Annotated in this window: 19 protein-coding genes; all 19 read left to right on the top strand. The window is 61.3% G+C overall.

All coding sequences use genetic code 11. The features are described 5' to 3' along the window. The first annotated feature begins 162 nt into the window (after nucleotides 1-162). Nucleotides 163-915: a 30S ribosomal protein S2 gene (rpsB, locus tag CLU86_RS11555; RefSeq protein WP_099656207.1), complete on the top strand. Its 753-nt coding sequence runs from the start codon at nucleotides 163-165 to the stop codon at nucleotides 913-915. A 109-nt stretch (nucleotides 916-1,024) separates the two neighbouring features. After that, on the top strand, nucleotides 1,025-1,951 hold the full coding sequence (gene tsf / locus CLU86_RS11550) for a translation elongation factor Ts (RefSeq protein WP_099656206.1): 927 nt from the start codon (nucleotides 1,025-1,027) through the stop codon (nucleotides 1,949-1,951). Between the two features lie 54 nt (nucleotides 1,952-2,005). Then, complete coding sequence (pyrH, locus tag CLU86_RS11545) at nucleotides 2,006-2,728, top strand: UMP kinase (RefSeq protein ID WP_099741699.1); 723 nt, start codon at nucleotides 2,006-2,008, stop codon at nucleotides 2,726-2,728. A 42-nt stretch (nucleotides 2,729-2,770) separates the two neighbouring features. Continuing rightward, nucleotides 2,771-3,331 carry a ribosome recycling factor gene (frr, locus tag CLU86_RS11540; RefSeq protein ID WP_099656205.1) on the top strand — a complete coding sequence of 187 codons (561 nt, stop codon included), beginning with the start codon at nucleotides 2,771-2,773 and terminating at the stop codon, nucleotides 3,329-3,331. A gap of 32 nt (nucleotides 3,332-3,363) precedes the next feature. Continuing rightward, the gene (uppS, locus tag CLU86_RS11535; RefSeq protein WP_099741698.1) at nucleotides 3,364-4,095 is read left to right on the top strand and encodes a polyprenyl diphosphate synthase; all 732 of its coding nucleotides are present in this window, start codon (nucleotides 3,364-3,366) and stop codon (nucleotides 4,093-4,095) included. Between the two features lie 9 nt (nucleotides 4,096-4,104). Then, nucleotides 4,105-4,959: a phosphatidate cytidylyltransferase gene (locus tag CLU86_RS11530; RefSeq protein ID WP_099741697.1), complete on the top strand. Its 855-nt coding sequence runs from the start codon at nucleotides 4,105-4,107 to the stop codon at nucleotides 4,957-4,959. Further along, nucleotides 4,956-6,134, top strand: coding sequence for a 1-deoxy-D-xylulose-5-phosphate reductoisomerase (gene ispC / locus CLU86_RS11525; protein ID WP_099741696.1), 1,179 nt, complete (start codon nucleotides 4,956-4,958; stop codon nucleotides 6,132-6,134). Before CLU86_RS11530 ends, ispC begins: the two co-directional genes overlap by 4 nt. Before the next feature lie 25 nt (nucleotides 6,135-6,159). Further along, entirely contained in the window at nucleotides 6,160-7,542 is a 1,383-nt protein-coding gene (gene rseP, locus CLU86_RS11520) for an RIP metalloprotease RseP (protein WP_099741695.1), read from the top strand. A 23-nt stretch (nucleotides 7,543-7,565) separates the two neighbouring features. Further along, entirely contained in the window at nucleotides 7,566-9,863 is a 2,298-nt protein-coding gene (gene bamA, locus CLU86_RS11515; protein ID WP_099656201.1) for an outer membrane protein assembly factor BamA, read from the top strand. Continuing rightward, nucleotides 9,863-10,375 (top strand): OmpH family outer membrane protein, encoded by a 513-nt coding sequence (locus CLU86_RS11510; RefSeq protein ID WP_099656200.1) that lies wholly within the window; start codon nucleotides 9,863-9,865, stop codon nucleotides 10,373-10,375. The genes bamA and CLU86_RS11510 overlap by 1 nt, the downstream gene beginning before the upstream one ends. Before the next feature lie 24 nt (nucleotides 10,376-10,399). Continuing rightward, nucleotides 10,400-11,380, top strand: coding sequence for a UDP-3-O-(3-hydroxymyristoyl)glucosamine N-acyltransferase (gene lpxD, locus CLU86_RS11505; protein ID WP_099743523.1), 981 nt, complete (start codon nucleotides 10,400-10,402; stop codon nucleotides 11,378-11,380). A gap of 16 nt (nucleotides 11,381-11,396) precedes the next feature. Next, nucleotides 11,397-11,837: a 3-hydroxyacyl-ACP dehydratase FabZ gene (gene fabZ, locus CLU86_RS11500; protein ID WP_099741694.1), complete on the top strand. Its 441-nt coding sequence runs from the start codon at nucleotides 11,397-11,399 to the stop codon at nucleotides 11,835-11,837. A gap of 11 nt (nucleotides 11,838-11,848) precedes the next feature. After that, a complete protein-coding gene (gene lpxA / locus CLU86_RS11495; RefSeq protein WP_099741693.1) occupies nucleotides 11,849-12,637 on the top strand; it encodes an acyl-ACP--UDP-N-acetylglucosamine O-acyltransferase in 789 nt (262 codons plus the stop codon). A 10-nt stretch (nucleotides 12,638-12,647) separates the two neighbouring features. Then, on the top strand, nucleotides 12,648-13,805 hold the full coding sequence (gene lpxB / locus CLU86_RS11490) for a lipid-A-disaccharide synthase (protein WP_099741692.1): 1,158 nt from the start codon (nucleotides 12,648-12,650) through the stop codon (nucleotides 13,803-13,805). Continuing rightward, a complete protein-coding gene (gene rnhB, locus CLU86_RS11485; protein ID WP_099741691.1) occupies nucleotides 13,777-14,439 on the top strand; it encodes a ribonuclease HII in 663 nt (220 codons plus the stop codon). Before lpxB ends, rnhB begins: the two co-directional genes overlap by 29 nt. Beyond that, nucleotides 14,436-15,215, top strand: a complete 780-nt coding sequence (locus CLU86_RS11480) for an RNA methyltransferase (protein ID WP_099741690.1) — start codon at nucleotides 14,436-14,438, stop codon at nucleotides 15,213-15,215. The genes rnhB and CLU86_RS11480 overlap by 4 nt, the downstream gene beginning before the upstream one ends. A gap of 210 nt (nucleotides 15,216-15,425) precedes the next feature. Continuing rightward, entirely contained in the window at nucleotides 15,426-16,598 is a 1,173-nt protein-coding gene (carA, locus tag CLU86_RS11475; RefSeq protein WP_099656195.1) for a glutamine-hydrolyzing carbamoyl-phosphate synthase small subunit, read from the top strand. Nucleotides 16,599-16,626: 28 nt separating this feature from the next. Next, on the top strand, nucleotides 16,627-17,040 hold the full coding sequence (locus tag CLU86_RS11470; RefSeq protein WP_099656194.1) for a hypothetical protein: 414 nt from the start codon (nucleotides 16,627-16,629) through the stop codon (nucleotides 17,038-17,040). A 10-nt stretch (nucleotides 17,041-17,050) separates the two neighbouring features. Then, nucleotides 17,051-20,317: a carbamoyl-phosphate synthase large subunit gene (gene carB / locus CLU86_RS11465; protein WP_099741689.1), complete on the top strand. Its 3,267-nt coding sequence runs from the start codon at nucleotides 17,051-17,053 to the stop codon at nucleotides 20,315-20,317. The last annotated feature ends 212 nt before the right edge of the window (nucleotides 20,318-20,529 follow it).

Here is a 20,529-nt window from a genome sequence, read left to right as displayed (position 1 = left end):
AATCTTTGGGTTTTGCTGTACGCAGTGGCGCGTGGTCTTTTGGCCTGGGCCCGCAGTTGAGGCAAAACCAATCGCAAACCAGCCCCGTCAAGGTGTTGCGGCTTCAAGCAGAAGTCGCAAGTTATGGGGCTGGATTTTAGACCCAACCTTTGGAGTATTTTTATGTCCGTTACTATGCGCGAAATGCTGGAAGCCGGTGTCCACTTTGGTCACCAAACCCGCTTCTGGAACCCCAAGATGGCCCCGTACATCTTCGGTCACCGCAACAAGATCCACATCATCAACTTGGAAAAGTCGCTGCCACTGTTCCAGGAAGCCCAAAAGTTCGCCAAGCAACTGGCTGCGAACCGCGGCACCATCCTGATGGTGGGTACCAAGCGCCAAGCCCGTGAAATCCTGTCCACTGAAGCGCAGCGCGCTGGCGTGCCATTCGTGGACCAACGCTGGTTGGGCGGCATGCTGACGAACTTCAAGACTGTGAAGACTTCGATCAAGCGCCTGAAGGACATGAAGGCCCAGATGGAAACCGGTCTGGACAGCCTGAGCAAGAAAGAACAACTGACTTTCAGCCGCGAAATCGCCAAGCTGGAAAAAGACATCGGCGGCATCCAGGACATGGCTGCCTTGCCTGATGCCATCTTCATCATCGACGTGGGCTTCCACAAGATCGCCGTGGCTGAAGCCAAGAAGCTGGGCATCCCACTGATCGGTGTGGTTGACACCAACCACTCGCCTGAAGGCATCGACTACGTGATCCCTGGTAACGACGACTCGGCCAAGGCTGTGACGCTGTACGCCCGTGGCATCGCTGACGCGATCATCGAAGGCCGTGCCAACGCCGTGAACGAAGTCGTGAAGGCTGTGGCTTCGGAAAGCACTGACGAATTCGTGGAAGTGCAAGAGTCGGCTGCCTGAGCGCCCGGCTGCGCGACCGTGGTCGCGAATGAAAGCGGGGCTCCTGGTTAGCCCCCTTTTTTTTAGCCCGAGTTTTGAATCGTTTGAACTGAATACTGAAGGAACACAGATGGCTGCAATTACCGCAAGCATGGTTGCTGAACTGCGCGGCAAGACCGACGCTCCCATGATGGAATGCAAGAAGGCACTGACAGAAGCCGACGGCGATATGGCGAAGGCGGAAGAGCTGCTGCGCGTCAAGCTGGGCACCAAGGCTGGCAAGGCTGCTGCCCGCGTGACGGCTGAAGGCGTCGTGGCCAGCTACATCAACGGCGATGTGGGTGCCCTGATCGAAGTGAACAGCGAAACCGACTTCGTCTCCAAGAACGACAGCTTCATCGCCCTGGCCAACGCTGCTGCCAAGCTGGTGGCTGACCATAACCCCGCTGATATCGCTGCACTGAGTGCTCTGGCGTACGAGCAAGAGACCTTTGGCCCCACGCTGGAAGATGTGCGCAAGGGTCTGATCGGCAAGATCGGCGAGAACATGTCGTTCCGCCGCTTCAAGCGTTTCTCGGGTGGCAACCTGGCTTCCTACCTGCACGGCACGCGCATTGGCGTGGTCATCGAATTTGACGGTGATGCTGCCGCCGCCAAGGATGTGGCAATGCACGTGGCTGCGATGAAGCCCGTGGCGCTGACCAGCGCTGATGTGCCTGCCGAACTGATCGAAAAAGAGCGCTCGGTGGCCGCAGCCAAGGCGGCTGAAGACAAGGCCAAGGCCGAAGCTGAAGGCAAGCCGGTGCAGTCCGATGAAATCGTGTCCAAGCGCATCGAAGGCGGCGTGCAGAAGTTCCTCAAGGAAGTCTCGCTGTTCAACCAAGTCTTCGTGAAGGCTGCGGATGGCAAGCAAACCGTTGAGCAAATGCTCAAGGCCAACAACACCACTGTGAAGGGTTTCACCCTGTACGTGGTGGGTGAAGGCATTGAGAAGAAGGTAGACGACTTTGCTGCTGAAGTGGCCGCCCAAGTGGCTGCTGCCAAGGCTGCAGCCTGATCTTCTGACTCCCGCTTAACCCTCAAACACCATCATCCATTGGAGAAATTGCCCATGACCACCGCCGCGCCAGCCCACAAGCGTATTTTGCTCAAGCTGTCCGGTGAGGCGCTGATGGGCGATGACTCCTTTGGCATCAACCGCGCCACCATCGTCCGGATGGTGGAGGAAATTGCAGAGGTGACCCGCCTGGGTGTCCAGGTCGCGGTGGTGATTGGGGGGGGGAATATTTTCCGTGGTGTGGCGGGCGGCTCGGTCGGTATGGACCGGGCCACTGCCGACTACATGGGCATGCTGGCCACGGTCATGAATGCCCTGGCCTTGGCAGATGCCATGGACAAGCAAGGCCTGACGGCGCGGGTGATGTCGGCCATTGCCATTGAGCAGGTGGTGGAGCCCTATGTGCGTCCCAAGGCGCTGCAGTACCTCGAAGAGGGCAAGGTCGTGGTGTTTGCCGCAGGCACGGGCAACCCGTTTTTCACCACAGACACCGCCGCTGCCCTGCGCGGCGCCGAGATCGGTGCTGAGGTGGTGTTGAAGGCCACCAAGGTCGACGGCGTATATACTGCCGACCCTCACAAGGACCCCACCGCAACGCGCTACACGAAGCTCAGCTTTGACGAGGCTATGTCCCGCAATCTGGGCATCATGGATGCCACGGCGTTTGCCTTGTGCCGTGATCAAAAGCTGCCCGTGCGCGTGTTCTCCATCATCAAGCATGGCGCTCTCAAGCGCGTGGTGATGGGTGAAGACGAAGGTACCTTGGTCTACGCTTGACCATCCAAGTGCCCCGCAGCAGCTTCGCCCTGAGGAAACAACATGACGATTGCCGATATCAAAAAAACCGCTGAAACCAAGATGGACCAGTCCATCGCAGCGTTCAAGAACAACCTCCAGAAGATCCGCACGGGCCGTGCCAATCCTGCGTTGCTCGATAGCATCCAGGTGGAGTACTACGGCTCCATGGTGCCCCTGAGCCAGGTGGCCAACGTGACCCTGCTGGATTCGCGCACCATCAGCGTGCAGCCCTGGGAAAAGGGCATGGGCGCGAAAATCGAAAAAGCCATCCGCGAGAGCGATTTGGGCCTGAATCCAGCGTCGATGGGGGATTTGATTCGCGTGCCAATGCCGCCCATGAGCGAAGAGCGTCGCAAGGAAATGACCAAGCTGGCCCGCAATGAGGGCGAGAGCGCCAAAATCGCCGTGCGCAACCTGCGTCGCGATGCCAATGAATCCGTGAAGAAACTGGTCAAGGACAAGCTCGCTTCGGAAGACGACCAAAAGCGTGCAGAAACCGACGTGCAGAAATTCACCGACAAGCACATCGCTGAGATCGATGCGCTGGTCTCTGCCAAAGAACAAGAAATCATGGCGGTCTAAGCTCCCGTCAATGGAGCTGACTGATCGTTTGCATGTCTGATTCGCCGGTGGTGCCCCACCACATCGCCATCGTGATGGATGGCAACGGCCGCTGGGCCAAGCGCCGCTTCATGCCGCGTTTGGCCGGGCATAAGCAAGGTGTGGATTCGCTGCGCCGCTGTGTGCAAGCCTGTGTGCAGCGGGGTGTTGCGGTGCTCACCGTCTTCGCCTTTTCATCCGAAAATTGGAATCGCCCTGCGGATGAGGTCTCTGGCCTCATGGAGTTGCTGGCCATGGCCTTGGGGCGCGAGGTGCCGCAGCTCAAAAAAGATGGGGTACGGCTTTATTTTGTAGGCAGCCGTGAAGGCCTGTCGCCCAGGGTGCGCGACGGCTTGGCCCAGGCCGAAGCAGCCACGGCCGACAATACGCGCCTGATCCTCAATGTGTGTTTCAACTATGGCGGCCGTTGGGACATCGCACAGGCGGCGGCCTCACTGGCAGCCCGTGGCGAGACCATCACCGAAGCGAGTTTGCACGCTGCCATGGGAATGTCCCATGTGCCAGATCCAGACTTGATCATTCGCACCGGAGGGGAGATGCGTATCAGCAATTTCCTCCTCTGGCAGGCAGCCTATTCCGAGTTGTACTTCAGTGATCGCTTGTGGCCTGACTTTGATGAGTCGGCCTTGGACGAGGCATTGAACGCCTTCCAGGCGCGTGAACGCCGCTTTGGCAAAACGTCTGAACAAATAGTGTCCGTGCATCCTGATCCGATGCCGGGCTGAAAAGGCACCATGCTTCTACAGCGCGTTATCACTGCCCTGGTCTTGCTGGCCATTTTGCTGCCAGCCCTGTTTTACCCCTCCATCGCGCCCTTTGCTCTGGTAGTGCTGGTGTTCATGGCCGCCGCTGCGTGGGAGTGGGGGCGTTTGAATGGTTGCAGCCATACTGTGTCCATCGGCCTTGCCGTGGTGTGCTCCGCTTTGTGTGCTGCCGCATGGTGGGCAGGCTGGGTGGCGCAGCCCTTGTCCACGCTTTGGATGGTGGGCGGTGGGCTGTGGGTGGTCTGCGCCGCGTGGCTGTTGCGCGCCGGGGTGCCGGGCTGGCCTCAGGTGCCTGCGCCTGTGCGCATCGTGCTGGGCGTGCTGGCGCTGTGGCTGGCGTGGCTGGCCGTGGTGCAGGCGCGTAGTTTGGGTATCAATTTTCTTTTGTCCGTGCTCACGTTGGTGTGGGCGGCCGATATTTTTGCCTACTTTGCGGGGCGGGCATTTGGCCTGCGTTTTACCCGGGGCAAGCTTGCGCCCTCCATCAGCCCAGGCAAAAGCTGGGAGGGTGTGTGGGGGGGGCTGGCAGGTGTCTTGTGTCTGGCCATTGTCTGGGTCGTAGCGGATCGTTATTGGCAAGCAGATGTCGCTAGCTTCTACACGCGGCTTTATGGTGCGGGGTGGTGGTTTTTGGCGATTGCCGTGGTGTTCATGGTGGCCATGAGTGTGGCGGGTGACTTGGTGGAATCGCTGATCAAGCGCAGCGCTGGTGTGAAAGACAGCAGTGGCCTGCTGCCAGGCCACGGTGGTGTGTTGGACCGGGTGGATGCCCTGCTGCCTACCTTACCGCTGGCGTTGATGCTCACCCGACTTATTTCTGTATGAAGCAAAGAATCACGGTATTGGGCTCCACGGGCTCCATTGGCAAAAGCACGCTGGATGTGGTGTCTCGCCACTCTGAGCGGTATGAAGTGTTTGCGCTGAGTGCGGCGACCCAGGTCGATCTGATGCTGGAGCAGTGCGCCCGCTTTCGCCCCCAGTTTGCGGTGATGGCCAGTGGGCCGCATGCCCAGTTGTTGTCGGAAAAAATCAAGCAAAATGGGCTTCCAACGTCCGTACTACAAGCGCAAGATGCTCTTGAAATAATAGCGTCGCATGAGTCGGTAGATGCAGTGATGGCGGCCATCGTAGGGGCGGCTGGGTTGGCGCCCTGCCTAGCTGCCGCCCGTGCAGGCAAGCGATTGCTGCTGGCCAACAAAGAAGCCCTGGTCGTGGGCGGCGGCTTGTTCATGCAGGCGGTGCGCGATGGGGGTGCCACGCTGCTGCCGATCGACAGTGAGCACTCCGCCATTTTTCAGTGCCTGCCAGAAGACCCAGCCTGCTGGGTCGAGCGCGTTGACCATATTTTGTTGACGGCTTCGGGCGGCCCCTTTCGTATGCGTGCGCCTGACACGCTGGCGCAGATCACACCGCAGCAAGCCTGTGCGCACCCCAACTTCTCCATGGGGCGCAAAATTTCGGTGGACTCCGCCACGATGATGAACAAGGCGCTGGAGGTGATCGAAGCCCGTTGGCTGTTTGGTCTGGCACCCGAGCAGATCAAGGTGGTGATCCACCCTCAGCAAATCATCCACTCCATGGTTCAGTTCAACGATGCCTCCATCCTTGCCCAACTGGGTACGCCGGACATGCGTGTGCCGATTGCCTGCGGCCTGGCCTGGCCTGAGCGCATCGAGAGCGGGGCCGGCCGATTGGATTTCGCTGCGTTGACGGCGTTGACCTTCGAGCAAGCCGATGCCCACCGGTTTCCGGGTCTGCATCTGTCCTGGCAAGCATTGAATGCGCCAGAGGGCACCACGGCGGTGCTCAATGCCGCCAATGAAGTGGCGGTGGAGGCCTTTTTGGCTGAACGTTTGCGTTTTGACCATATTCATGCGGTCAACCTTGCAACTTTAGAGGCCGTGCCGCCCTCCAAGCCGGATTCGCTGGAGTCGCTGCTGGGGCTGGACGCACAGGCCCGCGATGCAGCCCGGCGCATTGCCGCCTCCTTGGCGCTTTGATCGGCCGTTTCTTCTGGAGCTTCGTATGCTGACCGTGGTTGCTTTTTTCGTCGCGCTGGGTCTGCTCATTGCTGTGCATGAATACGGGCATTACCGTGTCGCCGTGGCTTGCGGAGTCAAGGTGCTGCGGTTCTCCGTGGGTTTTGGCAAACCCCTGCTGATGTGGCGTGCCAAAGGCTCAGGCACTGAGTTTGTTTTGGGCCTGTTTCCCCTGGGGGGCTACGTTCGCATGCTGGACGAGCGCGAAGCCCCGGTAGAACCCCATGAGCGCCACCTAGCTTTCAATACCCAGCCCTTGCGCTCGCGTGCCGCTATCGTGGCGGCAGGTCCCTTGGCCAATTTGTTGTTGGCGGTTTTGCTGTATTCGCTGGTCAATTGGGGGGGCGTGCAAGAGCCCAAGGCCGTTTTATCCAGCCCCGTCGCGGGCTCTATCGCCCAGAGCGCAGGCTTGGCGGGCGGCGAGTTGGTGCGCCGCGCTGCGGCGGGCGATGAAGAGCTGGCCCCTATGCGTTCTTTTGAAGAGCTGCGCTGGGTTTTGACCCAGGGCGCCCTGGATGGCCAGCGTGTGCGCCTGGAGCTGGAGCCTGCACCCGGCGCATCACTGCGCGAGGTGACTTTGGACCTGTCCACCCTGAACGTGCGTGATGCCGATGCCCAACTGTTTCGGAAGATTGGGGTGTTTGCACCCTGGACGCGCCCAGCCATTGGCGAGGTGATGGCTGGCGGTGCTGCCGAGCGTGCGGGCCTTCGCCAGGGGGATCTTGTGCGCAAGATTGGGCAGACTGCAGTGGTGGATGGCATGCAGTTGCGTGAATTGATTCGCACGTCGGTGCGCGGCGATCAAGATGTCATGCAGTCGTGGCAGGTTGAGCGCGGTGGGCAATTGGTGGCGCTGGAGGTGATGCCTGATGTGGTCCAGGAGTCCACGGGTGCGGTGGGCCGCATCAATGCCTACGTCGGTGGCAACCCTGAAATGGTGGAGGTGCAGTACGGCCCCCTGGAAGGCTTGCTCAAAGGCGCTGACCGCACCTGGGAGGTGTCTGCCCTGACTTTGCGCATGATGGGGCGCATGCTGGTGGGAGAGGCATCGCTCAAGAACCTGAGCGGTCCGCTCACGATTGCCGACTACGCAGGCCGCTCGGCTGAAATGGGGTTGATGCAGTACTTGGCCTACTTGGCTCTCATCAGCGTGAGCCTGGGGGTGTTGAACCTGTTACCTCTGCCAGTGCTCGATGGCGGGCACCTGATGTATTATCTTTGGGAGGGAGTCACAGGCAAAAGTGTCTCCGACACCTGGACGGAATACCTTCAGCGTGGCGGCGTTGCAGTCCTTGCCGTGATGATGTCTATCGCTCTCTTTAACGATATCTCCCGATACCTCGCCAAACTTCTGGCCGTATTTGCCTAGCCATATCGGCTTCAGTTTCATTCATGAAAAAACACATTACTCGCCTTGGCGTGCGCACTGCATCTGCCGTTGCTGCCATGGTATTCGTCGCCAATGCGGCGTGGGCCCTGGAGCCTTTCAAGGTCCAGGATATCCGTGTGGAAGGTCTGCAGCGCGTGGAGCCTGGGACGATCTTTGCCTCCATGCCGCTGCGCGTGGGCGACGATTACAACGACGACAAGGGGGCGGCCGCCATTCGCGCGCTGTTCGCTTTGGGTTTGTTCAAGGATGTGCGTCTGGAAGCCAATGGCAATGTGCTGGTAGTCGTGGTGGAAGAGCGCCCCACGATTGCCGATGTCGACTTTGCGGGGACGCGCGAATTCGACAAAGAGGTTCTCAAGAAAGCCATGCGCGACGTGGGCCTGACGGAAGGACGCCCGTTTGACAAGGCGCTGGCAGACCGTGCGGAGCAGGAACTCAAGCGCCAGTACATCAACCGCAGCCTGTATGGCGCCGAGGTGGTGACGACGGTGACTCCCATTGAGCGCAACCGTGTGAACCTGACGTTCACCGTAGTGGAAGGCGAGCCCGCCCGCATCAAGGAAGTGCGCATCAATGGCAGCAAGGCATTCAGCGAATCCACGCTGAAAGGCTTGTTTGACCAGGACACTGGCGGCTGGCTGAGCTGGTACACCAAGTCCGATCGCTATTCGCGCACCAAGCTCAACGCCGACCTGGAAACCCTGCGCTCTTACTACCTGCAGCGTGGTTACCTTGAGTTTCGGGTGGACTCCACCCAGGTGGCGATTTCGCCAGACAAGCAGGACATCACCATCACCGTGAATGTGACCGAGGGCGAGCGCTTTGTGGTGGCAGGAGTGAAGCTGGAAGGCAACTACCTGGACCGTGAAGACGAGTTCAAATCGCTGGTGAGCATCCGTGCGGGTGAGCCCTACAACGCAGACCAGGTGACGGAAACCACCAAAGCTTTCTCTGAATACTTTGGCCGTTTTGGTTTTGCTTTCTCGCGCGTTGAGGCGGTGCCTGAAATCGACCGCGAAAACAACCGCGTCACGCTGGTGTTGCAGGCTGAGCCATCGCGCCGTGCCTACGTGCGCAAGATCAATGTGAGCGGTAACAACCGCACCCGCGACGAAGTGATTCGCCGCGAGTTCCGCCAGTACGAGGCCGCATGGTACGACGGTGAGCGCATTCGCCTGTCGCGCGACCGCGTGGACCGCCTGGGCTTCTTCACCGAAGTGAATGTGGAGACGCAAGATGTGCCCGGCTCTCCTGACCAGGTGGACCTGGTGGTGAACGTGGCTGAGAAGCCCACAGGGTCGCTGCAACTGGGCGCTGGCTTCTCCAGCGCTGAAAAAGTGGCGCTGTCGTTCGGCATCAAGCAAGAGAACTTCTTTGGTTCGGGCAACTACCTGGGTATTGATGTCAACACCAGCAAGTACCGCCGTACGCTGGTGTTCAGCACCACCAACCCCTATTTCACGCAAGACGGTATCTCCCGCACCGTGGACGTGTACTACCGCACCGACAAGCCTTACGAGGACCAGGGTGGCAACTACGAATTGGTCACCACGGGTGCCTCCATGCGCTTTGGTGTGCCATTCAGCGAGATCGACACCGTGTTCTTCGGTGGTGGACTGGAGCAGACCCAGATCAAGGCCGGGACCAACATCCCCGCCACGTACTTGGCCTACGCCAACACCTATGGCGCCACCAGCAACTCGATTCCTTTGACGATCGGTTGGTCGCGCGATGACCGTGACAGTGCCTTGGCACCCAACTCGGGTCGCTACCAGCGACTCAATTCCGAGTGGTCGGTGGCCGGTGACGCCCGTTATGTACGAGGCAACTACCAGTACCAGCAATACATCCCTTTGAACAAGCGCTTCACGGTCGCCTTCAATGGTGAGTTTGGGTATGGCAAGGGGCTCAATGGCCGTCCATTCCCTGTGTTCAAGAACTTTTACTCGGGTGGTCTCGGCTCCGTGCGTGGCTTCGATCAAGGCACGTTGGGTCCACGTGACGTGACTGGCGCGTCCTTGGGTGGCCCGAAGAAGGTCACGCTCAATGCCGAGTTGGTGGCGCCATTCCCAGGTGCGGGCAATGACCGCACCTTGCGCGTCTTCACTTTTGTGGACGTGGGTAACGTGTACGGCGAAGACCAGAAGGTGACATTCAGCGACATGCGGGCTTCGGCAGGGGTCGGTTTGAGCTGGATTTCCCCCTTGGGCCCATTGCGCCTGGCCTTTGCGCAGCCAGTGCGTAAGTTCGCTGGCGATAAAATCCAGAAACTGCAATTCCAGATTGGAACGTCTTTCTAATGAAATCCCTTTTCCGTCAGACATCTTTGGCCCTGTTGATGGGCGCAACCGTCTTTGCCGTCTCGGCACAGGCGCAAGAGTTCAAGGCAGGTTTCGTCAACACGGATCGCATCTTCCGTGAAGCCAACACCGCCAAAACGGCGCAGGCCAAGCTGGAGCAGGAATTTGCCCGTCGTGAGAAAGAACTGGTCGACATCGGCAGTTCGCTCAAGACCGCCACTGACAAATTCGAGCGCGAAGCCCCCACCATGGCGGAGAGCCAGCGCACCACCCGCCAGCGCCAGTTGGTCGATCAAGACCGTGACTTTCAGCGCAAGCGCCGCGAGTTCCAGGAAGACCTGAGCGCTCGCAAGAACGAAGAGTTGGCCCAGGTTCTGGAGCGCGCCAACAAGGTCGTCAAGCAAGTGGCTGAGGCCGAAAAGTACGACGTGATCCTGCAAGAAGCCGTGTACATCAACCCCAAGCACGACATCACCGACAAGGTGATCAAGGCTTTGAATGCTGCCAAGTAATTGGATGCAACGGGTGGTCGGCGCGTGAGCTTGCTTCTTGGGCAGATGGTGGATGCGCTGGGCGGCTCGCTCGAAGGTGGGGGGCGGGACACCGCCATCCACCGGATCGCGCCGCTGGAGGTTGCCGGCCCGGGTGACATCAGTTTTCTGAGCCACCCGCGCTACCAACAGCAACTGGCCGCCTCTCAGGCGGCCTGTGTCATTGTGGCGCCTGCCATGCGCGAGGCCGCCTTGGCGCGCGGCGCCTGCATCGTGGTGGACAACCCTTATGTCTACTTTGCCAGGGCCACGCAGCTGTGGAAGCAGCAGCATGCGCCTGCGCGCCTGGTGGGCATTCACCCCAGTGCGGTGGTGGATCCCACGGCTCAAATTCACCCCACGGCCACCATCGGTCCGTTGTGTGTGATCGAGCGCGGTGCCGTGGTGGGGGAGGGCACGGTGCTCACCTCTCGGATCACGCTGGGCGAGAACTGCCGTGTGGGTGCGCGTTGTCTGCTGCACCCCGGCGTGGTCATCGGGGCCGATGGCTTTGGGTTTGCGCCCTCTCAAGGCACCTGGGTCAAGATTGAGCAACTGGGTGCGGTGCAGATCGGGGATGACGTGGAGATTGGCGCCAACACCTGCATTGACCGTGGAGCACTGCAAGACACCGTGGTCGAAGACGGTGTGAAGCTCGACAACCTGATCCAGATTGGGCACAACGTGCGCATTGGTCGCCACGCGGCCATGGCGGGGTGTGTAGGGGTGGCCGGCAGTGCCACCATTGGTGCCCACTGCACCGTGGGTGGCGGTGCCATTGTGCTGGGCCACTTGGAACTGGCAGACAATGTGCACGTCTCTGCAGCCACGGTGGTCACCCGCTCGCTGTCGCGCCCAGGTCAATACACTGGCATGTTTCCCATCGACGACAATGCGAAGTGGGAAAAGAACGCTGCAACACTCAAACAACTGCACAGCTTGCGTGAGCGCATCAAGGCGCTGGAGCAAGCCCTCAAAGCAGCATGAACGGAAGAACAATTCGATGATGGATATCCACGCAATTCTCAAGCAACTGCCCCACCGTTACCCGTTTCTACTGGTGGACCGCGTGCTCGAGCTCGAGCGCAATGAGCGCATTCTGGCCATCAAGAATGTGACTTTCAACGAGCCCTATTTCATGGGGCATTTCCCAGGCCGCCCTGTCATGCCTGGGGTGCTGATTCTGGAAGCGCTGGCACAGGCCGCAGGCCTGCTGGCCTTTGATGCCATGGGCCAGGTTCCTGACGAAAACAACATCTACTACTTTGTCGGCATTGATGGCGCCCGTTTCAAGCGCCCGGTGGAGCCTGGTGACCAATTGCATTTGGAGATCAAGATCGACCGTGTGCGCGGTGGCATCTGGAAGTTCAAGGGCGTGGCCCGCGTGGGCGAAGAAGTGGCCTGCGAGGCTGAGTTGATGTGCACCATGCGTGCCGTGGGCTGATTTGACCGATCGTGAGCAATATCCACGCAACTGCGGTCGTCGATCCAGCCGCCAGTATTGACCCGACGGCAACCATTGGGCCTTATGCGGTCATTGGCCCGCAGGTCTCGATCGGTGCGCGCACGGTGGTGGGTGCCCATTGCGTGATCGAGGGGCGCACCACGATTGGCGAGGACAACCGGATTTTCCAGTTTGCCTCGCTCGGGGCGCAGCCCCAGGACAAAAAGTACGCGGGCGAGCCCACCGAGCTGGTCATTGGCCACCGCAACACCATCCGCGAGTTCTGCACCTTCAACACCGGCACGGTGCAAGACCGTGCCGTGACCCGCGTGGGGGATGACAACTGGATCATGGCTTACGTGCACATTGCGCACGATTGCCAGGTGGGCAACCAGACCACGCTGGCCAACAACACCACCTTGGCGGGCCATGTGGATGTGGGTGACTGGGCCACGGTGGGTGGCTTGACCGGGGTGCTGCAGCGCATGCGCATCGGTGCGCACACCATGGTGGGCTTTGCCAGCCATATCGGTAAGGATGTGCCTCCGTTCATGGTGGTCGATGGCAACCCGCTGGCTGTGCGCGGCGTGAACCTGGTGGGTTTGCGCCGCCGCAGCTTTTCTGATGAGCGCATTGCGGCCATCCGTGAAATGCACAAGCTGCTGTACCGACAGGGGCTGACGCTGGAGCAAGCGCGTGAAGCGATCTTGGCGTTGCCCCAGCAGATGCCGCAGGCGCAGGACGATGTGGCGTTGATGGACGCCTTCATCGCCAGCTCTGCCGCTGGCATTGCCCGTTGAGCGCGTGCTGATGGAATCCACCCCTCGCATCGCAATGGTGGCGGGCGAGGCCTCTGGCGACTTGCTTGCAGGCCTGCTGCTGGATGGTTTGCAGGCCCAGTGGCCTGACCTCCAATCCCAGGGCATCGGCGGCCCGCACATGGCGCGCCGGGGTTTTGAATGCCTGTGGCCCAGTGAGAAGCTGGCCGTGCATGGCTACAGCATGGAAGTGCTGCGCCGCCTGCGCGAGTTGCTGGGCATCCGCAAGCAACTGCGCGAGCGGCTGCTGCGCGAGCGCCCTGGCGTCTTCATCGGTGTGGATGCCCCCGATTTCAATTTGGGGCTGGAGGCTGACTTGCGGGCGGCGGGCATCAAGACCGTGCATTTTGTCTGCCCCTCCATTTGGGCATGGCGTGCCAACCGGGTTGAGAAAATCCGTCGCAGTGCCGACCATGTGCTGTGCATTTTTCCGTTTGAGCCTGCGTTGCTGGCCCAGCACGGCATTGCTGCGACCTACGTGGGCCACCCCCTGGCCAGCGTCATCCCTCGGGTGCCTGATCGGGCCGCGGCACGCGCCGCGCTGGGGTTTGCGGATCAAGACGAGATCCTGGCGATCCTGCCCGGCAGCCGTTCGTCTGAGGTGCAGTACATTGCGCCGCCCTTCTTTTCGGCTGCAGCGCTTATCCACCAAGCGCGACCAGCTACTAAATTCATAGTGCCAGCGGTGCCGCTGCTGCAGGGGCGCATTGAGCAACTGGTGCGTGCCGCCGGGCTCGAAGGGGTGGTGCGCGTTGTCACGGGCCAGTCGCACACGGTGCTGGCCGCCTGCGATGCCACCTTGATCGCCAGTGGTACCGCCACGCTGGAGGCCGCTTTGTTCAAGCGCCCCATGGTCATCGGCTACCACATGCAACCGCTGAGCTGGTGGCTGATGCGCCGCAAGCAATTGCAGCCCTGGGTGGGGTTGCCCAATATTTTGTGCGGCGAGTTTGTGGTGCCGGAGCTGATCCAGGATGCCGCCACCCCCCAGGCGTTGTGTGCGGCCACCCTGCAATGGCTGCAGGCCAAAGAGCAGCAGCCTGAAAAAATCCACGCGCTGGAGCAGCGCTTTGATGCCCTGCATGAAAGCCTGCAGCGCAACACCTCTCAACTGGCCGCAGATGCGATCCAAAAAGTCCTCGCCTCCTGACGCCTTTCCTGAGCAAGCCAGCCTGCCGTGGCACCCGCCCGGGCTGGTGGCGGGGGTGGATGAGGCCGGGCGCGGCCCGTTGGCCGGGCCTGTGGTGGCGGCGGCCGTCATCCTGGACGACCTGCGCCCCATAGCGGGCTTGGCCGACTCGAAGAAGCTCACCGCCGCCCGGCGCGAAAAACTGTTCGATGAAATCCGTGCCAAAGCCCTGTGCTGCAGCATTGCGCAAGCCAGTGTGGAAGAGATCGATCAACTCAACATCCTGCAGGCCACGATGCTGGCCATGCGCCGTGCCGTCATGGGCTTGCGGCTCAAGCCGGTGATGGTGCTGGTGGACGGCAACCGCATCCCGCAGCTCGATATCCCTGCAGAAGCCATCGTCAAAGGCGATGCGCTGGTGCAATCCATTTCCGCTGCGTCCATTTTGGCCAAGGTGCACCGCGACCGCTGGTGCGCCGAGGTGCACGGGCAATTCCCCCAGTACGGGTTTGCAGGGCACAAGGGCTACGGCACGGCCGTGCACATGGCCGCCTTGAAAGAGCACGGGGCCTGTGTCCACCACCGCCGCTCGTTTGCGCCTGTAGCGCAGGTGCTGGCGATTGCCGCTGGTGCCCCTGAGAAAACCATCGCATGACCTCTGCTGCCGTCACCCTCATCCAGTCCCGCGACAACGCCCTGATCAAGGACTTACGCCGCCTGGCGCAAGACACCACGGCCTACCGCAAACAAGGCCGCGTGTGGCTGGAGGGCGACCACCTGTGCCGCGCAGCGCTGGACCGCTCCATTCGCCCCTCCATGGCGGTATTTTCAGAGTCTTTTTGGCCCCAATGGCAATACGATAAAGCGCTGGCAGCTATCAAAATAGTAGTGATTCCAGACGCCTTGTTCAAAGACATCAGCGGGCTGGAGTCCCCGGCCGGCATGGGGTTCTTGTGGGACATGCCTGCGGCTCAGCCCCTGGACCCCGCCGCTGCCACGGTGGTTCTGGACCGGGTGCAGGACGCGGGCAATGTGGGTTCCATCTTGCGCAGCGCTTCGGCCTTTGGCTTTCGCCAGGTGTTGGGCATCAAGGGCAGCGCGGCCCTGTGGTCGCCCAAGGTGTTGCGTGCGGGCATGGGTGCCCACTTCGCGCTCAGCTTGGTCGAGGGGGTGAGCGAGCAGGATCTGGACGCCTTGCAGGTGCCTCTGGTGGTGACCAGCTCCCATGGTGGCAGCTACCTGCACCAGGCAGCCTTGCCCTGGCCTTGTGCCTGGGTCATGGGGCACGAAGGGCAGGGCGTTGCTGCGTCGCTCGAATCCCGGGCCGCCTTGCGCATCCGCATCGCCCAGCCGGGGGGCGAGGAATCTTTGAACGTGGGCGCCGCCGCCGCCATTTGCCTGCATGCCAGCGGCGCCATGCGCTCCGCGTAAGCGAGCGCTTAACCCTTTCTCTGCGAACCATGTTGCGGTGCATCATTTTGCATCGTGGTTTTTGCCCGATGCGGGTATAATCAGGGGCTTTTCTCGCAACAGCGTCGCCCGACCGCACCCAAAGCAATAACCCATCTGAGAGCAGCCACTGGCACTCGCCTTGCGAGTGGCCTGCAGGCGCCGGGCGACCGTAACCATCCGGAGAACCCAGTGCTTTTGTCTATCCAGGGAACCTTCCCGCCCGCCATCCTGGCGCTCGCAGACGGCACGGTCTTTATCGGCAATTCGATTGGTGCCACCGGCACCACCGTCGGCGAAGTGGTTTTCAACACCGCTATCACCGGCTACCAGGAAATCCTCACAGACCCCAGCTACTGCCAGCAGATCGTGACGCTCACGTATCCGCACATCGGCAACTACGGTGTCAATGCCGAGGACGTCGAAGCCGACAAGATCCACGCCGCAGGTCTCATCATCAAAGACTTGCCTTTGCTGTCCAGCAACTTCCGCGAGTCCGAAACGCTCTCGCAGTACCTGGTCCGTGAAAACACGGTCGCCATTGCCAACATCGATACCCGCAAGCTCACCCGCCTGCTGCGCAGCAAGGGCGCGCAAAACGGCGCGATCGTCGGTCTGGCGGCAGGCCAGTCGGTGACGCAGGCATTGATTGATGAGGCGGTGGCCAAAGCCAAGGCCGCCCCCAACATGGCGGGCCTGGACCTGGCCCAGGTGGTGACCACGGCCACCCGCTACGAATGGACCCAGACCGAGTGGAAGCTGGGCTCGGGCTACGGCGAACTCACTGCCCCCCAGTTCCATGTGGTGGCTTACGACTTTGGCGTCAAGAAAAACATCTTGCGCATGCTGGCCGAGCGCGGTTGCAAGGTCACCGTGGTGCCCGCCAAGACGCCCGCAGCCGACGTGCTGGCCCTCAACCCCGATGGCGTGTTCCTGTCCAACGGCCCGGGTGACCCAGCCCCTTGCGACTACGCCATTGCCGCTGCGCGCACCTTGATGGACAGTGGTGTGCCCACGTTCGGTATCTGCCTGGGCCACCAGATCATGGCCCTGGCCTCGGGTGCCAAGACCTTCAAAATGGTCAACAGCCACCATGGTGCCAACCACCCCGTGAAAGACCTGGACACTGGCCGCGTGAGCATCACCAGCCAGAACCATGGTTTCGCGGTGGACATGGAGTCGTTGCCCGCCACGTTGCGCCCCACCCACATCAGCCTGTTCGATGGCACGCTGCAAGGTCTGGAGCGCACTGACAAGCCCGCGTTCTGCTTCCAGGGCCACCCTGAGGCTTCTCCCGGTCCGCACGACATCGCCTACCTGTTTGACCGCTTCACCCGCGCCATGCAGGCAGCGAAAGCTGCGTAAGAAGCTCGTTTCGAGAAGGTCTTGCCCCATGAAATTGTTCAGTTTCCCCGCAGCCTCGCTGGAAAAAGCGATCCACAAGCGTGTGCTCACCTTGCCTTCGCCCCACAAAGAGTGGTTTACCGAGCGTTGGCAGCAAAAGCCTTACAAAAAGGCGTTCATTGAAAACAAGGCCATGCCGTTGGTGACCCTGGTGGCCAAGGGCAAAACCTGGGATGACGCCACGTTTGCCGAGGCAATGCAGGACTGGGATGTGACGTTTTATGAGGCCGAAGCCGAAGTGCTGCGCCCGCTGATTCAAGGCGATGGCCTTTTGCAGTTGATGCAAAAGAACCTGCCCCCAGAGCGTGTGCAGGCCCTTCTCGACAAGCTGACCCTGCGGCGCGACGCGATTGCCGCCGCCCCATCCTCCAGCCCCCAGGCAGCCGAACCTACGATCGACTGATCGACGCACCATGCCAAAACGTACCGACATAAAAAGCATCCTCATCATTGGCGCCGGCCCGATCATCATCGGCCAGGCCTGTGAATTCGACTACTCCGGCGTACAGGCCTGCAAGGCCCTGCGCGAAGAGGGCTACAAGGTCATCCTGATCAACAGCAACCCCGCGACGATCATGACCGACCCGGCCACGGCCGACGTGACCTACATCGAGCCCATCACCTGGCAGACGGTCGAGAAGATCATCGCCAAGGAGCGCCCCGACGCCATCTTGCCCACCATGGGTGGCCAGACCGCGCTGAACTGCGCGCTGGACCTGTGGCACAACGGCGTGCTCGACAAGTACAAGGTCGAGCTCATCGGCGCCACGCCCGAGGCCATCGACAAGGCCGAAGACCGCCTGAAGTTCAAGGACGCCATGACCAAGATCGGTCTGGGCTCCGCGCGCTCGGGCATCGCCCACAGCATGGACGAAGCCTGGGCCGTGCAAAAGAGCGTGGGCTTCCCCACGGTGATCCGCCCCAGCTTCACACTGGGCGGCACGGGGGGCGGCATTGCCTACAACCCCGAAGAGTTCGAGACCATCTGCAAGCGTGGCCTGGAAGCTTCGCCCACCAACGAGCTGTTGATCGAAGAGTCGCTGCTCGGCTGGAAAGAGTACGAGATGGAAGTGGTCCGCGACAAGGCGGACAACTGCATCATCATCTGCTCCATCGAGAACCTGGACCCCATGGGCGTGCACACGGGCGACTCGATCACTGTGGCCCCCGCGCAAACGCTGACGGACAAGGAATACCAGGTCTTGCGCAATGCGTCCCTGGCCGTGCTGCGCGAAATTGGCGTGGACACCGGTGGCTCGAACGTGCAGTTCTCGATCAACCCCAAGGACGGCCGCATGGTCGTGATCGAGATGAACCCGCGCGTCTCGCGCTCCTCGGCGCTGGCCTCCAAGGCCACGGGCTTCCCGATCGCCAAGGTCGCGGCCAAGCTGGCGGTGGGCTATACGCTCGATGAGCTCAAGAACGAAATCACGGGCGGTGCTACGCCCGCGTCGTTCGAGCCCTCGATCGACTACGTGGTCACCAAGATCCCACGTTTCGCGTTCGAGAAGTTCCCCACGGCCGACAGCCGCCTGACCACGCAGATGAAGTCCGTGGGCGAAGTCATGGCCATGGGTCGCACCTTCCAGGAATCCTTCCAGAAAGCCCTGCGTGGCCTGGAAGTGGGCGTGGACGGCATGAACGAAAAGACCCAGGACCGCGAAGTGCTCGAAAAGGAACTGGGCGAGCCCGGCCCCGAGCGCATCTGGTACGTAGGTGACGCCTTCGCCATGGGCCTGTCGGTCGATGAAGTGTTTGACCTCACCAAGATCGACAAGTGGTTCCTGGTGCAAATCGAGCAGATCGTGAAGATCGAACTCGACATCGACAAGCTGGTGGCCGAAAAGGGTGACGGTGCCCTGGCGGCGCTGGATGCGGGCACGCTGCTCACGCTCAAGCAAAAAGGTTTCTCGGACCGCCGTTTGGCCAAGCTGCTCAAGACCACCGAGAAGGCAGTGCGCGAAGCACGCCGTGCGCTCAAGGTGCGCCCCGTGTACAAGCGTGTGGACACCTGTGCGGCCGAGTTCGCCACCAACACCGCGTACCTGTACTCCACCTACGAAGTCGCACCCCACGGTGGTGTCGCCGAGTGCGAGTCGGAGCCTACGAACAACAAGAAGATCATGGTGCTGGGCGGCGGTCCCAACCGCATCGGCCAGGGCATCGAGTTCGACTACTGCTGCGTGCATGCCGCACTGGCGATGCGCGAAGACGGCTACGAGACCATCATGGTCAACTGCAACCCCGAGACCGTCTCCACCGACTACGACACCTCCGACCGCCTGTACTTCGAGCCCGTGACGCTCGAAGATGTGCTGGAGATCGTGGACAAGGAAAAGCCGGTCGGCGTGATCGTGCAGTACGGCGGCCAGACGCCCCTGAAGCTCGCCCTGGGCCTCGAGGCCGAAGGCGTGCCGATCATCGGCACCACGCCCGACATGATCGATGCGGCCGAAGACCGCGAGCGCTTCCAGAAGCTGCTGGGTGACCTGGGTCTGCGCCAGCCGCCCAATGCCACGGCCCGTACTGAGCCCGAGGCCCTGGAAAAGGCCGCTGCCCTGGGCTACCCCCTGGTGGTGCGCCCCAGCTACGTGCTGGGCGGCCGTGCGATGGAAATCGTGCACGAGCAGCGTGACCTGGAGCGCTACATGCGCGAAGCCGTCAAGGTGAGCAACGACTCGCCCGTGCTGCTGGACCGCTTCCTGTCCAACGCCATCGAGTGCGATGTGGACTGCGTGCGTGACTCCGCAGGCGTCACCTTCATCGGCGGCGTGATGGAGCACATCGAGCAGGCTGGCGTGCACAGCGGCGACTCTGCCTGCTCGCTGCCCCCGTACTACCTGTCGCAGCCGACCATTGACGAGATCAAGCGCCAGACCGCTGCCATGGCCGAAGGCCTGAGCGTGGTGGGCCTGATGAACGTGCAGTTCGCGATCCAGGAAGTCGACGGCAAGGACGTGATCTATGTGCTCGAAGTGAACCCGCGCGCCTCGCGCACGGTGCCTTTCGTGAGCAAGGCCACCGGCATCCAGCTGGCCAAGGTGGCGGCACGCTGCATGGCGGGCCAGACCCTGGCCTCGCAAGGCATCACCAAGGAAGTGACACCGCCGTACTTCAGCGTGAAGGAGGCCGTGTTCCCCTTCGTGAAGTTCCCCGGCGTGGACACCATCCTCGGCCCCGAGATGAAGTCCACCGGCGAAGTCATGGGCGTGGGCAAGACCTTCGGCGAAGCCTTCGTGAAGAGCCAGCTCGGCGCGGGCACCAAGCTGCCCACCTCGGGCAAAGTGTTCCTCACAGTGAAAAATGCCGACAAGCCGCGCGCTGTGGACATCGCCCGCCAACTGGTGGCGTTGGGCTTTGAGTTGGTGGCGACCAAGGGCACTGCCGCTGCGATTGCCGAAGCTGGCGTGCCTGTGGGCGTGGTGAACAAGGTGACCGAAGGTCGCCCGCACATCGTGGATGCGATCAAGAACAACGAGATCGTCATGGTCATCAACACCGTGGAAGAGCGCCGCAATGCGATCGCCGATTCGCGTGCGATCCGCACCAGCTCGCTGCTGGCCCGCGTGACCACCTTCACCACCATCTTCGGTGCCGAGGCGGCTGTGGAAGGCATGAAATACCTCGACAAGCTCGATGTGTATTCGGTGCAGGAACTCCACGCCCAATTGGCAGCTTGAGGCGCTCCGATCGCGTTGTTTGAGGGTGGCCCGAGCCATCGCAAAAGCGGCATAATCGGCCCCTGACCAGACACCGCCGCGCGGCAACGTGCGGCGGTTTCCTTTTGTAGGGTCGTGAATACGTGGTGTCTGCGCAGCAGCACCGACCGACCTCATACCGACCCAATGGCTGCAGCCCTGTGGCGCTGCAGTTGTCCTGATTTATGGAGAGT

It is taken from the genome of Acidovorax sp. 62, assembly GCF_002754495.1.
In the GTDB taxonomy this organism is placed as follows: Bacteria; Pseudomonadota; Gammaproteobacteria; order Burkholderiales; family Burkholderiaceae_C; genus Acidovorax.
Note: the sequence above shows the minus strand (reverse complement) of the source record. Positions and strands in the feature narration are given on the sequence as shown.

What these genes read in the sequence shown, in the direction of transcription:
- rpsB (WP_099656207.1), top strand. Translation starts at nt 163, where the DNA reads ATGTCCGTTACTATGCGCGAAATGCTGGAAGCCGGTGTCCACTTTGGT.
- tsf (WP_099656206.1), top strand. Translation starts at nt 1,025, where the DNA reads ATGGCTGCAATTACCGCAAGCATGGTTGCTGAACTGCGCGGCAAGACC.
- pyrH (WP_099741699.1), top strand. Translation starts at nt 2,006, where the DNA reads ATGACCACCGCCGCGCCAGCCCACAAGCGTATTTTGCTCAAGCTGTCC.
- frr (WP_099656205.1), top strand. Translation starts at nt 2,771, where the DNA reads ATGACGATTGCCGATATCAAAAAAACCGCTGAAACCAAGATGGACCAG.
- uppS (WP_099741698.1), top strand. Translation starts at nt 3,364, where the DNA reads ATGTCTGATTCGCCGGTGGTGCCCCACCACATCGCCATCGTGATGGAT.
- CLU86_RS11530 (WP_099741697.1), top strand. Translation starts at nt 4,105, where the DNA reads ATGCTTCTACAGCGCGTTATCACTGCCCTGGTCTTGCTGGCCATTTTG.
- ispC (WP_099741696.1), top strand. Translation starts at nt 4,956, where the DNA reads ATGAAGCAAAGAATCACGGTATTGGGCTCCACGGGCTCCATTGGCAAA.
- rseP (WP_099741695.1), top strand. Translation starts at nt 6,160, where the DNA reads ATGCTGACCGTGGTTGCTTTTTTCGTCGCGCTGGGTCTGCTCATTGCT.
- bamA (WP_099656201.1), top strand. Translation starts at nt 7,566, where the DNA reads ATGAAAAAACACATTACTCGCCTTGGCGTGCGCACTGCATCTGCCGTT.
- CLU86_RS11510 (WP_099656200.1), top strand. Translation starts at nt 9,863, where the DNA reads ATGAAATCCCTTTTCCGTCAGACATCTTTGGCCCTGTTGATGGGCGCA.
- fabZ (WP_099741694.1), top strand. Translation starts at nt 11,397, where the DNA reads ATGATGGATATCCACGCAATTCTCAAGCAACTGCCCCACCGTTACCCG.
- lpxB (WP_099741692.1), top strand. Translation starts at nt 12,648, where the DNA reads ATGGAATCCACCCCTCGCATCGCAATGGTGGCGGGCGAGGCCTCTGGC.
- rnhB (WP_099741691.1), top strand. Translation starts at nt 13,777, where the DNA reads ATGCGATCCAAAAAGTCCTCGCCTCCTGACGCCTTTCCTGAGCAAGCC.
- CLU86_RS11480 (WP_099741690.1), top strand. Translation starts at nt 14,436, where the DNA reads ATGACCTCTGCTGCCGTCACCCTCATCCAGTCCCGCGACAACGCCCTG.
- CLU86_RS11470 (WP_099656194.1), top strand. Translation starts at nt 16,627, where the DNA reads ATGAAATTGTTCAGTTTCCCCGCAGCCTCGCTGGAAAAAGCGATCCAC.
- carB (WP_099741689.1), top strand. Translation starts at nt 17,051, where the DNA reads ATGCCAAAACGTACCGACATAAAAAGCATCCTCATCATTGGCGCCGGC.